Here is a 13,814-nt window from a genome sequence, read left to right as displayed (position 1 = left end):
CGCTTACTAAAAGCTAGGCCGTATAGTCCACGGTTGCCCCCGCGACTGCCCGGCGAATCTGTTCGGTGTTCATCAGGCTGGCATCAAATTCTTCCTCTTGCTGTCCGGCGGCTCCCGACCGACTCTCCTGGCCGTTCCCGTTGGATTGGCGGAATTGTCTGCCTTGATCGCCATGGAACATTCCGGATTGCAGAGAGGGGCTGTGCGTGACTTCCAGCCGTTCAACCTGATAGCCTTGGTTCTGAAGGTTTACGCGCAGTTGAGCCATCTGATTCTCGAGTACGTCCTTGGCCAGCGATTGTTGGGCTGCGAAATGGGCGACAAGCTGTCCGTTTTGAAGAGTAATGCGGACATCAACCGCTCCCAGATGCTCCGGCCTCAGAAGAAGCCTTGCTTCGGTCAGCGTCCCCAGGTTGCCTAACTTGCTGTTCTTAAAGAGCAGACTCGATACTTCTTCAGCAAAATTCTTCACATTCACCGGAAATTCTGGCTTAGCTGATTTCACCGGATCGGATAACGTCTTCGAGATCTCGGTCACAACAGGCTGACTGCCGATTGGGGCCACGTCTTCAGCAGATTCACCGATGGTCTTGGTTGCGGCTTGCTGCGGAGCTGCGGTGGTCGTTGAGGCAGCTTCTTCGGTATGCCCGGAGAGTGCCGATACGAGCACAGAAGAAGATTTGCTGTCCTCATCGCCTTCTCTCATCGCTGCAGCCAATGCTTGCGCTTGTTCTGCACTCAACCCTTTGCGGAAGGTTAAAGCTTCCAGAGAAGCTGCAGAGTGGGTCGCCTTACCAGACTTGGCGATGATTTGAATATCGCTGCGGTTGACATTGCCCGATGGAGTGAGGAGGCTCTCGCTTACGGATGTATCCGAGACTGGCTTGCTTACAGTAGAGCTTCCTTCTGTCTTACTGCCTTCCGAAGCCAGCAGCCGCGCAAAGCTCTCTGCCATTTGGGCCGGCAGTGCACTCTCCGGCTCCTGGGTCATTGCGGTAAGCAGCCCTTTGAGGATCTCTTCCGGGTTTACAGCCTGGTTCGGCGGCGCAATCGATTGATCTGCTGTCAACAAAGCATCGGTGCCGGAATCTGTCTGATTACTAGCCGCTGGCAGATAGCCCATCGCTTGAAGAAGTACCTGAGCTTGACCGAGCCAGGCTTGACCGTCCTCCGTCTGCATCAACGTTGATATCTCTTCCGGCTGGTTAAGAACGGCTTCGATCAGCTTCTTGAGATCCTCTTGCGAAGGCGGCGATTGTTGAGTGGACGGGGCCAGCAGCAAAGCCATTAGCAACGGATCCAATAAGGCCTGAAGGGTTGTTCCTGCTGAATCCGTTGATTCCTGCACTTTATCCGATCCAGCCTCCTGATCCGACGTCGTTCCAACCGTGTTCACTTGATTCAAGACATCCTTGAATGCGGTCTTCCCGGAGGATTGACTTGCTTTCGAACCGTCGGTTGAAGAAGCTGTGGAAGCAGTGGCTGTTCCTTTTCCCGAATTCGCGACCTGCGCTGTTCCCGCGTTTGCGGCTGGTACCGGTGTAGATGATACGATTTCCATTTGTTTTCACCTCCCTTCATGGAGTAATCAGCTGTAGATAAGATCAAGGGGCAAGCTTCGTTGAGATTTCAGCCGCTTTCTTGGCGTCCGTCGTCGTCATCGCTCCGAGAATGGAGGAACGTGCGGTGGAATCCGCCGCTTTCATCACTCCGATGACCTTTGCCGGACTTGTTTTGTACATCTCGAGCAGCAAGGCCGAGGCTTGCTTGGCGTCCATGCCGGATACCGTCTTGCCAAGATCGCTAATGGTGAACGATGCGCTCTCCGTCGAGGAGCTCAACTTCTTCACCCGCTCCTGAAGAGCAAGAAGCTCACGGTCCCGTGCGGGAACTTGATCCTTCAGCAAGACCGAAACATCAGCCGCTTTCGCGGGCGTCATCTTCTCAAGAATGCGGGTCTGTTCATCCACCTTCATTCCGCTCAAGATCAGCACTTGCTCCGCCGTCGTCATCGCTTCGAGGATGGGAGCCGCTTTTGAAGGGCTCATCGCGGCATATATCTTACTCGTTTCGGATACGGCTTGATCATAAGCCTCATTGCTCGCTTCAATCTTCTTCACATCTTCTTGAAGCTTGTCGTATTTCGCTTGCAAATCCTTGAGCTCCTGATCCTTCTTGAGGTAGGAGGATTGAAATTGGTTCGTATCGGCCGTCTGCTCCTTGAGTTTGGTTTTAAGATCGGCGATTTCCTTTTCCTTCTCCTTCAACTCCGAGGTTGGAGTCTTCTCTTCCGGATCACCCGTTGGGTTTGCTTCAGTCGGTTTCTTGTTGTCCGGAACCCATTTCTCGATAATCGGAATCCGGTTGCCCAGATTTCGCGCTTCCTGCTTCATATCGACTCCGAAGAGAGTCATGAGCACCATGATGAGCACGATACCGAATACCACCGGGACCAAAAACCAGATCAAAAACCGTTCAAGAGCGTTCATTTCCGCTTTTTCCGTATCCATGTAACCGATTCACCTTCTCTCGCAGTAGCCTTGAAGTCTGTTCAAGCAGCGGACTAGGAAGGGCGCTTGTAGCGAGTTAACGCCAGCTCGTCCAACGTTTCCTGCTCCTTCTTGAGCGATTCTGCCATGAAGACGTCGCGCGCCTTGTCTCGTGCTCGAAACCAAACCTTCTCCTCCACCGCTTTCTCCGAAAGATTGCTGCGAGTCTCGGAGACCTGCTGTTCAGCGGTTCGAACATCGCACAGCTTCTCGTCAATGCGGCGATCCATATGAGTCAAATAATTTTGAAAGAGAAGGAGATCCGACACCGTCGTACTGCTCGCGGATGCATCCATCAACATGTTCTCGATACCCTGTCGTTCGATGCGAAGCTCGGTTAGGGATGATTCCTCTACTCGAAGCTGAGTTACCGCGGAGGAGAGCAGCCACTCCGCCTGAGTTTTTTCATTCGATTTCAAGTCGACGATCTTTTGAAAGGCGTAACGGAATTTCACTGCGATCAACCTCCTGAAAATTCGGCAATCAGCCGTTCCTGAGCTTCCTCGAAGGTAACCTTTTCGTGCGTTTTCTGCCGGGTGAATTGATTGATAGCCCCGATATATTGGAGAGACAAATCAATTTCAGGATTTGATCCTTGCTGGTAAGCCCCGATATTGATCAAGTCTTCCGAATCTTTATAAGTAGAGAGCAATTTCTTAAGGGATTCCGCGGCGTCTTGATGCTCTTCGGGAACAATCTCCTTCATGACGCGGCTGATGCTAGCGAGGACATCGATGGCCGGATAATGCCCTTTGTTGGCGATTCCCCGGTTTAGCACGATATGACCGTCCAAGATCCCCCGGACCGCATCCGCGATCGGCTCATTCATGTCATCCCCGTCGACCAGCACCGTGTAAAAGGCGGTGATCGATCCTTTGGGCCCTGTCCCGGAGCGTTCGAGCAGCTTGGGCAGCATCGCAAAGACGGACGGCGTATAGCCGCGGGTGGCAGGAGGCTCGCCAACGGCCAATCCCACTTCCCGCTGCGCCATGGCGAACCGGGTAACCGAGTCCATCATGAACATGACGTTCAAGCCCCGGTCGCGGAAATATTCGGCGATGCTGGTGGCGATAAGCGCGCCTTTGATACGGATGAGCGCCGGTTGATCCGAAGTGGCCACAATGACGACGGAACGTGCCAATCCTTCGGGGCCGAGATCACGCTCGATAAAGTCGAGCACCTCGCGGCCGCGTTCTCCAATCAACGCGATGACGTTGACGTCCGCTGAGGTGTTCCGAGCCACCATGCCAAGCAGGGTGCTCTTGCCGACGCCGGACCCGGCGAAAATCCCAACGCGCTGACCTTTGCCGATAGTGAGCAACCCGTCGATGCAGCGAATGCCTACACTGATCGGAGTTAGCACCCGCGGGCGCTTCAGCGGGTTGCCCGGCTGATTGTTCGTAGAATAATGGGCCATTCGAGATGGGAGCTTCGAACCATCAAGCGGTTGTCCGAGCCCATCCAGAACTTTACCCAGAAGCTCGTGCCCCACTTGAACCGTCAAAGGCTTGCCGGTGCTGACCACCTCGCAGCCCGGTCCGATCGAGCTCAACTCACCGAGTGGCATGAGAATGACCTTGTTGTCCCGGAATCCGACAACTTCCGCCTGCAGCGGTTTGCCTGATTTATACGGATAGATCAAGCACACATCGCCTACGCTGGCATCGGGACCTTCCGACTCGACCGTCAGGCCTATGACTTGGGTTACCCGGCCCCCGACGATGACCGGATCGATTTGCTTCAAGTGGTCGAGGTAACGGGAAGAATCCAAGCGGCTGCTCATTCGGCATCCCCCGCTTCCGACTCATCTCCCATGGCCGCGAGTGAAGCCAACGCCTGCTTAATTTCCTTCAACTGGGTATCGATTCGGGCATCGACGCTGCCGAAGTCGGTGCGCACGACACAGCCGTTATCAGACACCGTTGCATCCGGCAAGATCACAAGCTCAGCCTGGGAATCAACCGCGAGCAGCAGCTCTTCTCTAGCATCGTGAAAATACGAGAAATGCTGCGGAGCAACACACAAGGTGATGACTCCCGTTTCCCGTTTACGGGAAAGAACGGATTTCGCCATCTCCCGAATCCATTCGGGCTCAAGGGTCAATTGGCGTCCGATGATTTTCTCCGCGATGGCTGTGGACAAGTCGATGAGAAAAGGCTCCGCTTCCTGGATGATTTGATTCTTCAGCCGATAAGATTGCTCCAGTACATCGGAAGCTTCTTGGGTCATCTGAGAATATTCCTGACGAACCTCTTCATCGGCCTTCAGAATCCCTTCCCGGTAGCCCATCTGGTAGCCTTGCTCCCGTGCGACCTCTTCCGCTTCGACGTCATGGGTGCGCCGTTCTTCCCACCAAGCCGCGATCTCCGCTTCGGCATCAGCACGGAGCTGAGACACTTCTTCTTGCGCCTGTTGGATTTGTTCTTCCGCGATCTTCTCTGCGTCTCGGATGATTTCGTCTTTCCTGGCTTGGAGCTCGGCAAGCTCCTGTTCCGACTGGAGGCTCTCCTCATCGGCCAGACTCTGTTTCATGCTCTCGGCGCGACGCTCCAATAACCAGTTCTCCAAATGATGCACGAGCTTCGCTTGCTCCAGGGCAATATAGCCGTCCGGCTTGATGAGATTAGACAATGACATCGTCCCCCCCGCCACGGGCGATAATAATTTCTCCGGCCTCTTCCAGGCGGCGGATTGTCGATACGATCCGGGTTTGAGCTTCTTCTACATCGCGCAGCCGCACCGGACCCATGTATTCCATTTCCTCGCGGAACGTTTCGACCATCCGCTTGGACATATTCCGGAAAATAACTTCCCGAACTTCTTCGCTCGCCACCTTAAGGGCAAGCTGCAAATCGGCATTCTCGATATCGCGAATAATTCGCTGAATCGAGCGGTTGTCGATATTGACGATATCCTCGAAGACGAACATCCGCTTCTTGATTTCTTCGGCAAGCTCGGGATCTTGAATTTCAAGCGAATCCAGAATCGTCCGCTCTGTCCCGCGGTCTACTCCATTCAAGATCTGTACGATCGACTCAATACCGCCAGCCGAGGTGTAATCTTGAGTGACCGTTGCGGACAGCTTCTGTTCGAGAACCCGCTCGACTTGGCTGATGATCTCGGGAGAGGTGCTGTCCATCAGAGCGATCCGCTTCGCGACATCCGCTTGCTTCTCTTGTGGAAGCGAGGAAAGAATCATCGAGGCTTGATCGGCTTGCAGATAGGATAAAACCAGGGCGATGGTCTGCGAATTTTCGTTCTGAATAAAGTTCAAAATCTGAGTCGGATCAGCCTTTCGGGCAAAATCAAACGGACGCACCTGCAGGGTGGCGGTAAGGCGATTGATAATATCGATCGCTTTCTGCGCGCCGAGAGCCTTCTCCAGGATCTCCTTGGCATACGAGATCCCGCCCTGCGAGATAAATTCCTGGGCCATGCAGATTTGGTGAAATTCCGCCAAGATCATTTCCTTCTCCGAAGAGTCAACCTTGCGGACGTTTGCGATTTCAAGCGTCAGCTGCTCGATCTCCTCATCGCGCAAATGCTTGAAGATTTGAGCGGATACTTCCGGGCCGAGACTGATAAGAAGGATGGCCGCCTTCTGTCTGCCCGACAGTCCTTGTTGTTGAGCGAAACCTTTAGCCAAGAATCGACACCCCTATTCGTCTACCAGCCAAGTCCGGAGCAGGTTGACAAATTCGTCCGGCTTTTTCTTGGCCAGCATTTCCAGCTGCTTGCGCATTTGAGCTTCTCCGGTCTCTGTATCCAGATCGATCGTCGGATACTCCACCCGGGTGGGCGCCGGTTCCATTTCTTCGGCAGCGGCCTCCGCTTTTTTCTTGCGACGCGATAGCGCGTAGCCGCCAAACCCGGCGAGAGCGAGTGCTGCGGCACCGATTCCTCCAACCAAGTACCAGTTGATGCCGTTTCCGGCGGGAGCGTTGGATGCGGCAATCGAATTATTCTCAAAAACCGTAACCTTTGCGGTCAGTTCATCGTCTGTTAGAGCAGTAGCGTTCTCGCGGTTGGCAAGAGATGCGCTGACGATGCTCTTGAGCAGCTTCTGAATGTTCGTCTTGAGATCATCGGACAATTGTTGACCGCCAGGTGTTTCAATGCCTACGGAAATGGATAAATCATTAATATAATACGGGCTCTTCTCAATGACGTTATGAATGCGGTTCACTTCGTTGTTGATCGTCTTCTGAACCTTCTCGGAAGTGGTCTTGCCGCTGTTCGTTCCGGACGGATACGTGGGAACATCGGTTTCGCCCGTCCCCGCAACCCCGCCGGCAGTCGAACCGTCGCTGGAATAGTTCTCTTGAATCTCTTGAACGCTGATCGCAATTCCTTCATTGTCCACGACAGGCGTAACGAGATTCTCTTCGCTGGTCTTCTTATCAAAATTGAGACTGGCGACGACGATCGGAACGACCTTACCTTCCGCACCAATCACTTCGCTTAAAATCTTCGTAACATTGGCTTGAATATCCCGTTCGAATTGCTTCTTGATCTGAAATTGCAAGGAAGCAGCCGTGGTGACAGAGGCATTGGCTTCATCCGACTTGGAAAAAGGGAGCAAATCCCCATTGGCCTCGGAGATGGTTACATTGCTTACGGGCAAATTCTTTACGCTGTGAGAAACCAGCTGATACATCGTGTCGACCTTTTGCTGATCGAGGATATAACCGGGCTTGAGGGTAAGAATAACGGCCGCCGTCGAGGCTTCTTTCTCAGCATCGGTGAGAAAGACCGATTCCTTCGGAACATTGATCATGACGTTCGAGTGGGATACCGCGTCGAACGTATTGAGCATTTTCTCCACTTCGCCTTGCAGCATGGACAGCTGCTTGACATCGAACTCGCGATCGGTCGTTCCGAAGGCGCTGTCCTTCAAGGATTCGTAGCCGATGGCTCCGTTCTGGTTCAGTCCTTGCTGTACGACATCGATCTTCACTTCGGCGACTTTGCTGCGCGGTACCGAAATATTCTTGCCGTCATCGCTCAGTTGATAAGGAATCGAGCTCGATTCCAGGTAGTTCTTGATTGCTGCCGCATCATTCGGTTGCAGTTCGGTAAAAGCCAAGGAGTACTCAGTCCGGGAAAAATACATAATCAGCATCGGGACCGAAATCGCAGTTACCAGCAAAATGGCGACAAAGGCTATTTTTTGATTTTTTCCGAAACGGGCCCAGCGGTCTTTGGCCCCGCCCCAGTATCGTTGAATCGTTTCGTTCACCGTGTCACCCCATCTAAACAGGCAATAAATGATTTAATTACATTTGCATCCTCATGATCTCTTGGTAAGCCTCTATCATTTTATTGCGTGCCTGGACGGTGAGCTCAAGTCCGAGTGACACCTTCTCTTGTGCGATCATCAAAGAGTGAATATCTGTCGTCTCTCCTTGAATAAACGAAGTTGTCAAGTTCGCCGAGTCCTGTTCGGCCTGATTCAGCTTCGTGAGCGCTCCATTGAGAAAATCGCTGAATTGCCCTGCCAGCTCAGTACCAGTTACGGACCCTGCCGTATTAGCTTTCGCTGCTTGAAGCGATTGAATCGATATCGGGTTGATCATGTACGGATTCCTCCATCTGTCCGGCTAGGTATGCTTTTAACGTCCTTATCTGCCGACTTTATCTGCCGATTTCTAGTGCTTTCGTTACCATGGCTTTCGACGCATTGAGCGCTGTTACATTGGCTTCATAAGAACGCGTCGCCGCGATCATGTCCACCATTTCTTTCAGGATGTCGACATTTGGCATGAGCACATTCCCGTTCTCGTCCGCATCCGGATGGGTGGGGTTATAAACGATTTTATAAGGAGCTTTGTCCTCCGTGATCTGGGTTGCCTTCACGCCGTCGCCAGCCCCTTTATTCATCTCCGTTTGGAGATAGGAGTTGAACGATCTTGAATTGGGCTCCATCACGACCATCTTGCGGGTATAGGGAACCCATTTCCCATCTACCAGTTTGCCGCGAGTCGTATTCGCGTTCGAAATATTTGAAGATACCACATCCATCCGGAGTCTTTCAGCGGTGAGTGCCGATGCGCTAATGTCAAAACCGGTGCTGAGTCTCATCTGTTACCCTCTCCCTCCGATGGCTGTCCGCAAATGCTTGATATCATAGTTGGCTTGCATGATTAACGTGTAGTAGCTGAGCTGGTTCTCCGCCACCTTAGACATCTCCGAGTCGACGTCAACATTGTTCTTGTTGTTGTTCATAACGGAAGTCTCGTCGGTGACAATTCTCGGATCGTTCTCAGCACCTAAACTGCTGAAAGAAATGTGGCGGACATCTGTGCGCTTCGCTTCGATGGAGAACGTTTGATCCAATTCCTTCTTCAAGACTTGATCGAAGTCCACATCCGAGCGTTTAAAGTTCGGAGTTTCCATATTCGCCAAATTGTTCGCCAGAACGCGCTGTCTCAGCGAGGAGGCGTCCAGTGTGTTTTCAAGCAGTCGAAAAGTCGAATTTGTTAGCAAGGTCGTCATTAACCCCCTTTTGATTTTTCTTCCAGACTACTTTGTAGTCTGTCTTCCGTCACTGCTTAGGAGTGTAATTCGTCGGATTGGTCACTATTCCCTTCTTGTTTCGACAATGATTTTTAAAATTGCAACTTTTGTCGCATAACTACGAATACTGCATGTTCTGATTATTCCTTTTTTCACCATTTCATTCAATATGAAAAAAGCACTATCTTCGAATGAGATAGTGCTTAATTTAGGTCCGTAGATATTAATTTAATTGTTAAAAATTATTGAACTTTCGCTTTGTCGAGTCCGGTCAGCAGTTGATCGTTGAGAATCCGGATGTACGTCCCCTTCATCCCAAGCGAACGGGTCTCGATCACTCCCGCACTTTCCAGCTTGCGCAAAGCATTGACGATAACCGAGCGGGTGATCCCGACGCGATCTGCAACCTTGCTGGCGACGAGCAAGCCTTCCTTCCCGTTCAATTCCTCGAAAATATGTTCCACCGCTTCGAGCTCGCTGTAGGACAAGGAATTAACGGCAACCTGCACCACTGTGCGACTGCGGATTTCTTGGCCGTATTCCTCCGCTTTTTCACGCAAAATCTCCATCCCGACAATGGTTGAGCCATATTCAGCCAAGATCAAATCATCGTCCGTAAAGGGATCATCCGGACGCGAGAGGACGAGCGTACCTACACGTTCACCTGCGCCGATAATCGGCACGACCGTCAGAATGCCCGGAGCAAATAAGGAATGCAGCGGGTCCACCGTATTGGATAACGTCTCATCGATCTTCAGCAAATGGTGATTGTAATCGGAGGGAATTCGTCTCTCTTGGCTGATTTGCCGCTCCGCTTCCTCAGTCCCAAATGGACCGGAAACCGCGAACCCAAGAATTTTTCCGCGCCGACTGATCACATATACGCTTGCGCCGAGAATATCCCGGAGAACCTCCGCCATTTCCCTAAAATTAACTGCTTTCCCAGCGGCTTTCTGCAAAAGCCGGTTAAGCGTCCGTGTCTTTCCAAGTAAGCTCATCTCTCTACCCCCATAAAATCCCATCCACGATATGCGTTTCCGATATAGGTCTAAAGACCCATTAACAAAATCTGCTCTTTTACAAGATGTATTGACTCAGATCCCGATTCTTTGCAATTTCGATGAGTTTATCCCGAACATATTCAGGAGTGATGATGAAGCTCTCCAGTTGAAGATCGGGTGCTTCGAAGGAAAGATCCTCCAGCAGCTTCTCCAGAATCGTGTGCAGACGTCTTGCACCAATATTTTCCGTATTGCGGTTGACCTCGGCCGCAATTTTGGCGATTTCCCGGATGGCTTCCTCCGAGAATTCAATTTGAATCCCTTCTGTCTCAAGCAAAGCGGTATATTGCTTGGTTAGAGCATTTCTTGGCTCCGTCAAAATACGGATAAAATCGCTCTCACTTAAATTAGACAGTTCGACTCGGATCGGGAAGCGTCCCTGAAGCTCCGGAATCAGGTCCGAGGGCTTAGAGGTATGGAAAGCTCCTGCCGCGATAAACAGCACGTAATCGGTATGAATCGCACCGTATTTCGTCGAGATGGTTGAACCCTCCACAATGGGCAGGATGTCGCGTTGAACCCCTTCTCGGGACACATCCGGGCCATTGCCGCGACCGCTGCTTGCCACCTTGTCGATTTCATCGATGAAGATGATCCCCGATTGTTCGGCTCTCCTGAGCGCTTTCTGAATGACCTCATCCATATCCATCAGCTTCTGAGCTTCTTCCTGGATGAGCACCTGCCTGGCTTCCGAAACCCGCAGACGGCGCTTCTTGCGGCGTTTCGGCATCATCGATCCGAGCATTTCCTGAATATTCATGCCAAATTGCTCATTTCCCTGTCCGGCGAGCATATCTAGCATATTCGGGGAATTGTCATCCACTTCGATTTCCACTGATTCGTTCTCAAGCTCCCTAGCTCGGAGTCGTTTCAAGATTTCTTGGCGTTTCGAGTCGATTGCCGGATCAGCCGCCGGCTGCTCGGGTGCTGATGAATTCTGCCCCCCGAAGAGCATCTCAAAGGGATTTTTCGAGGATTTGACTGCTTCCGGATGAGGAACGAGAATGGCGGCAAGCCGCTCTTCCGCCAATTCTTCAGCTCGGTCCTTCAGTTCTTCCGCCTTCTCCGCCTTGACCATGCGGATTGCGGTTTCGACGAGATCGCGAACCATCGACTCGACGTCGCGTCCGACATATCCGACCTCGGTAAACTTGGTCGCTTCCACCTTCACAAAAGGGGCTCCAACCAGCTTGGCGAGCCTGCGTGCAATTTCCGTTTTTCCGACGCCGGTCGGGCCGATCATGAGAATGTTTTTGGGCACTACTTCATCGCGCAACGCTTCATCCAGCTTGCTGCGCCGGTAACGATTACGCAGCGCTACCGCTACGGACCGCTTGGCCTTGGCTTGGCCGACTATGTATTTATCCAGCTCCGTCACGATTTCGCGCGGGGTTAGAGCCGTCTCCTTTTTCATAAGACCGCCTCCTTCTGGTTGATGCGCGGAACGCGCAGGTCAGATTTCCTCCACAATGATGTTGTGGTTGGTGTAAACACAAATCTCAGCAGCCATTTCAAGGGCGGCCTTGGCGATATCCTTGGCTTCCATCTCGGGCGAATACCGATGAAGCGCGCGGCCAGCGGCGAGCGCGAAATTGCCCCCCGATCCGATGGCGAGTATACCGTCGTCCGGTTCGATGATTTCACCGTTGCCAGAGATGAGCAGAAGCGATTCCTTATCCATGACGATCAGCATCGCTTCAAGCCTTCGCAGGACGCGATCAGACCGCCATTCCTTCGCAAGCTCAACCGCAGAGCGCTGAAGATTTCCGTGATGCTCCTCCAGCTTGCCCTCAAACTTCTCAAACAGCGTAATCGCGTCGGCTACCGAACCGGCAAAACCCGCCACGACATTGCCCCGGAATAACCGCCGCACTTTTTTGGCCGTACCCTTCATAATCACGCTGTTGCCGAAGGTCACTTGACCATCTCCCGCGATTGCCCCTTTGCCATTATGACGGATGGCAAATATGGTCGTGGCATGAAAGTCACCCATGCATGCTCCTCCCTTCGTTCTCAGATGTATTGACTGAATATTCAGAACGGCAAGAACAAGCACCGTTCGGGTAACGTCGGCTTGTGACAAACAAATCTATCGTATCACAACGATGCCTGGCCATACAAGCTGAATCCTCACAGCGCAAAAGCCTGATCGACGATCGATTTCAGGACGGCAAACTGACATTGCCGTCCCTTCTAAACCGTATGTTTCATGCGTATGGGATCGTGCAATCTTTTGATGCAATCCTTATTGCAGATTGGGCAAAAATGCCCGGACGGCGTCAAGGGCCCGTTCCGCCAGCTTTTCATTTTTTTGCTGCTTATTGCGTATCTTCTCCGGGAGCGGCGGGAACAATCCAAAGTTGGCGTTCATCGGCTGGAAGGCCGTCGGATCGGCGTTCGTGACGTAATGAGCCATTCCTCCCAGCGTGGATTCAAGCGGGAGAACGAGCGGGTCTAACCCTCGGGCTAACCGGCCTGCATTGATGCCTGCAAGGAGACCGGAGGCGGCGGATTCCACATAGCCTTCCACGCCTGTCATCTGCCCGGCGAAGAACAGATCGTCACGAGAGTGGTATTGATACGTCGATTTAAGCAGCTTCGGTGAGTTTAGGAAGGTATTCCGATGCATGACGCCATATCGGACAAACTCGGCCTTCTCAAGGCCAGGAATGAGCGAGAAGACCCGCTTCTGCTCTCCCCACTTGAGATGGGTCTGAAACCCGACAAGATTATATAGCGTCCCTGCCGCATTATCCTGCCTGAGCTGAAGCACGGCATGAGGCAGTTTGCCGGTACGGGGATCCGGGAGGCCGACCGGTTTCATCGGTCCAAACAGCAGGGTCTGCCTTCCGCGCCCCGCCATGATCTCCACGGGCATGCAGCCCTCGAAATAGATCTCCTTCTCGAATTCCTTCACGGGGACCGTCTCCGCCGTCGTGAGAGCGTCATAGAAGGCATTAAATTCATCTTCCGACATCGGACAGTTGATGTACGCCGCTTCTCCCTTATCATAGCGGGAGGCGATGAACACCTTGTCCAAATCGATGGAATCCTTCTCCACAATGGGGGCGGCTGCGTCATAGAAATAGAGATACTCTTCGCCGATCAAGCCGCGAAGCTTCTCGGATAGCGCAGGCGATGTCAGCGGACCAGAAGCGACCACCGTAATCCCTTCGGGCAGCTCGGTCAGCTCCTCATTGACAACTTCCACGAGCGGATGATTCCGCAGAGCTTCAGTTACCTCGCCCGAGAAGCCGTCGCGGTCCACGGCAAGCGCTCCACCTGCGGGTACGGCATGCTTGTCCGCACTCTTCATGATCAGCGAATCCAGCATTCGCATTTCTTCCTTGAGAACGCCTACTGCATTGGTCAAGCCGTTCGCGCGCAGCGAATTGCTGCAGACGAGCTCGGCGAATTTATCCGAGATATGAGCGGGAGTTTTCCGCGCGGGACGCATTTCATAGAGCGTCACGGGGACTCCTTGCCGAACGATTTGCCAAGCCGCTTCACTGCCGGCTAGCCCGGCTCCGATGACGGTTACCCGGTTCGTATTTGCTGATGAACTCACGATCTGTATGCTCCTCTCCTGCTTTCGAAAACTGGGTTGAAAAGACAAGAAGAAACGGTCTCGCCGCCTCTAGTTGCTTAGATGGCGGCGCCCGTTTCCCGTAACCTCACCGACGAATCG

General features: G+C 52.7%; 14 protein-coding genes. All 14 read right to left on the bottom strand.

From position 1 onward, the window contains the following. Nucleotides 1-13 precede the first annotated feature (13 nt). Nucleotides 14-1,561: a flagellar hook-length control protein FliK gene (locus BN2684_RS20390; protein WP_058303933.1), complete on the bottom strand. Its 1,548-nt coding sequence runs from the start codon at nt 1,559-1,561 to the stop codon at nt 14-16. Between the two features lie 43 nt (nt 1,562-1,604). Beyond that, nucleotides 1,605-2,510: a magnesium transporter MgtE N-terminal domain-containing protein gene (locus BN2684_RS20385; RefSeq protein ID WP_058303932.1), complete on the bottom strand. Its 906-nt coding sequence runs from the start codon at nt 2,508-2,510 to the stop codon at nt 1,605-1,607. Nucleotides 2,511-2,563: 53 nt separating this feature from the next. Next, the gene (gene fliJ, locus BN2684_RS20380) at nt 2,564-3,004 is read right to left on the bottom strand and encodes a flagellar export protein FliJ (protein ID WP_058303931.1); all 441 of its coding nucleotides are present in this window, start codon (nt 3,002-3,004) and stop codon (nt 2,564-2,566) included. Nucleotides 3,005-3,009: 5 nt separating this feature from the next. Beyond that, the gene (gene fliI, locus BN2684_RS20375) at nt 3,010-4,332 is read right to left on the bottom strand and encodes a flagellar protein export ATPase FliI (protein WP_058303930.1); all 1,323 of its coding nucleotides are present in this window, start codon (nt 4,330-4,332) and stop codon (nt 3,010-3,012) included. Next, nucleotides 4,329-5,186, bottom strand: a complete 858-nt coding sequence (locus tag BN2684_RS20370) for a FliH/SctL family protein (RefSeq protein WP_316245525.1) — start codon at nt 5,184-5,186, stop codon at nt 4,329-4,331. Before BN2684_RS20370 ends, fliI begins: the two co-directional genes overlap by 4 nt. Continuing rightward, nucleotides 5,173-6,195, bottom strand: a complete 1,023-nt coding sequence (gene fliG / locus BN2684_RS20365) for a flagellar motor switch protein FliG (protein ID WP_058303928.1) — start codon at nt 6,193-6,195, stop codon at nt 5,173-5,175. Before fliG ends, BN2684_RS20370 begins: the two co-directional genes overlap by 14 nt. Before the next feature lie 12 nt (nt 6,196-6,207). Then, nucleotides 6,208-7,788, bottom strand: coding sequence for a flagellar basal-body MS-ring/collar protein FliF (fliF, locus tag BN2684_RS20360; protein WP_058303927.1), 1,581 nt, complete (start codon nt 7,786-7,788; stop codon nt 6,208-6,210). A gap of 37 nt (nt 7,789-7,825) precedes the next feature. Further along, nucleotides 7,826-8,125, bottom strand: coding sequence for a flagellar hook-basal body complex protein FliE (gene fliE / locus BN2684_RS20355; RefSeq protein ID WP_058303926.1), 300 nt, complete (start codon nt 8,123-8,125; stop codon nt 7,826-7,828). Nucleotides 8,126-8,183: 58 nt separating this feature from the next. Next, nucleotides 8,184-8,630 carry a flagellar basal body rod protein FlgC gene (flgC, locus tag BN2684_RS20350; RefSeq protein WP_058303925.1) on the bottom strand — a complete coding sequence of 149 codons (447 nt, stop codon included), beginning with the start codon at nt 8,628-8,630 and terminating at the stop codon, nt 8,184-8,186. 3 nt (nt 8,631-8,633) lie between these two features. Continuing rightward, entirely contained in the window at nt 8,634-9,044 is a 411-nt protein-coding gene (gene flgB, locus BN2684_RS20345; RefSeq protein ID WP_058303924.1) for a flagellar basal body rod protein FlgB, read from the bottom strand. A gap of 263 nt (nt 9,045-9,307) precedes the next feature. After that, nucleotides 9,308-10,063 carry a GTP-sensing pleiotropic transcriptional regulator CodY gene (gene codY, locus BN2684_RS20340; protein WP_058303923.1) on the bottom strand — a complete coding sequence of 252 codons (756 nt, stop codon included), beginning with the start codon at nt 10,061-10,063 and terminating at the stop codon, nt 9,308-9,310. 79 nt (nt 10,064-10,142) lie between these two features. Further along, the gene (gene hslU, locus BN2684_RS20335; protein WP_058303922.1) at nt 10,143-11,540 is read right to left on the bottom strand and encodes an ATP-dependent protease ATPase subunit HslU; all 1,398 of its coding nucleotides are present in this window, start codon (nt 11,538-11,540) and stop codon (nt 10,143-10,145) included. A gap of 39 nt (nt 11,541-11,579) precedes the next feature. Beyond that, entirely contained in the window at nt 11,580-12,119 is a 540-nt protein-coding gene (hslV, locus tag BN2684_RS20330) for an ATP-dependent protease subunit HslV (protein ID WP_058303921.1), read from the bottom strand. 252 nt (nt 12,120-12,371) lie between these two features. Continuing rightward, on the bottom strand, nt 12,372-13,694 hold the full coding sequence (gene trmFO, locus BN2684_RS20325; protein ID WP_058303920.1) for an FADH(2)-oxidizing methylenetetrahydrofolate--tRNA-(uracil(54)-C(5))-methyltransferase TrmFO: 1,323 nt from the start codon (nt 13,692-13,694) through the stop codon (nt 12,372-12,374). Nucleotides 13,695-13,814 lie beyond the last annotated feature (120 nt).

Origin of the sequence: Gorillibacterium timonense, assembly GCF_001457415.1 — a bacterium.
GTDB lineage: Bacteria > Bacillota > Bacilli > Paenibacillales > NBRC-103111 > Gorillibacterium > Gorillibacterium timonense.
The sequence above is the reverse complement of the archived record's forward strand: the minus strand, read 5'-3'. Positions and strand labels throughout refer to the sequence as shown.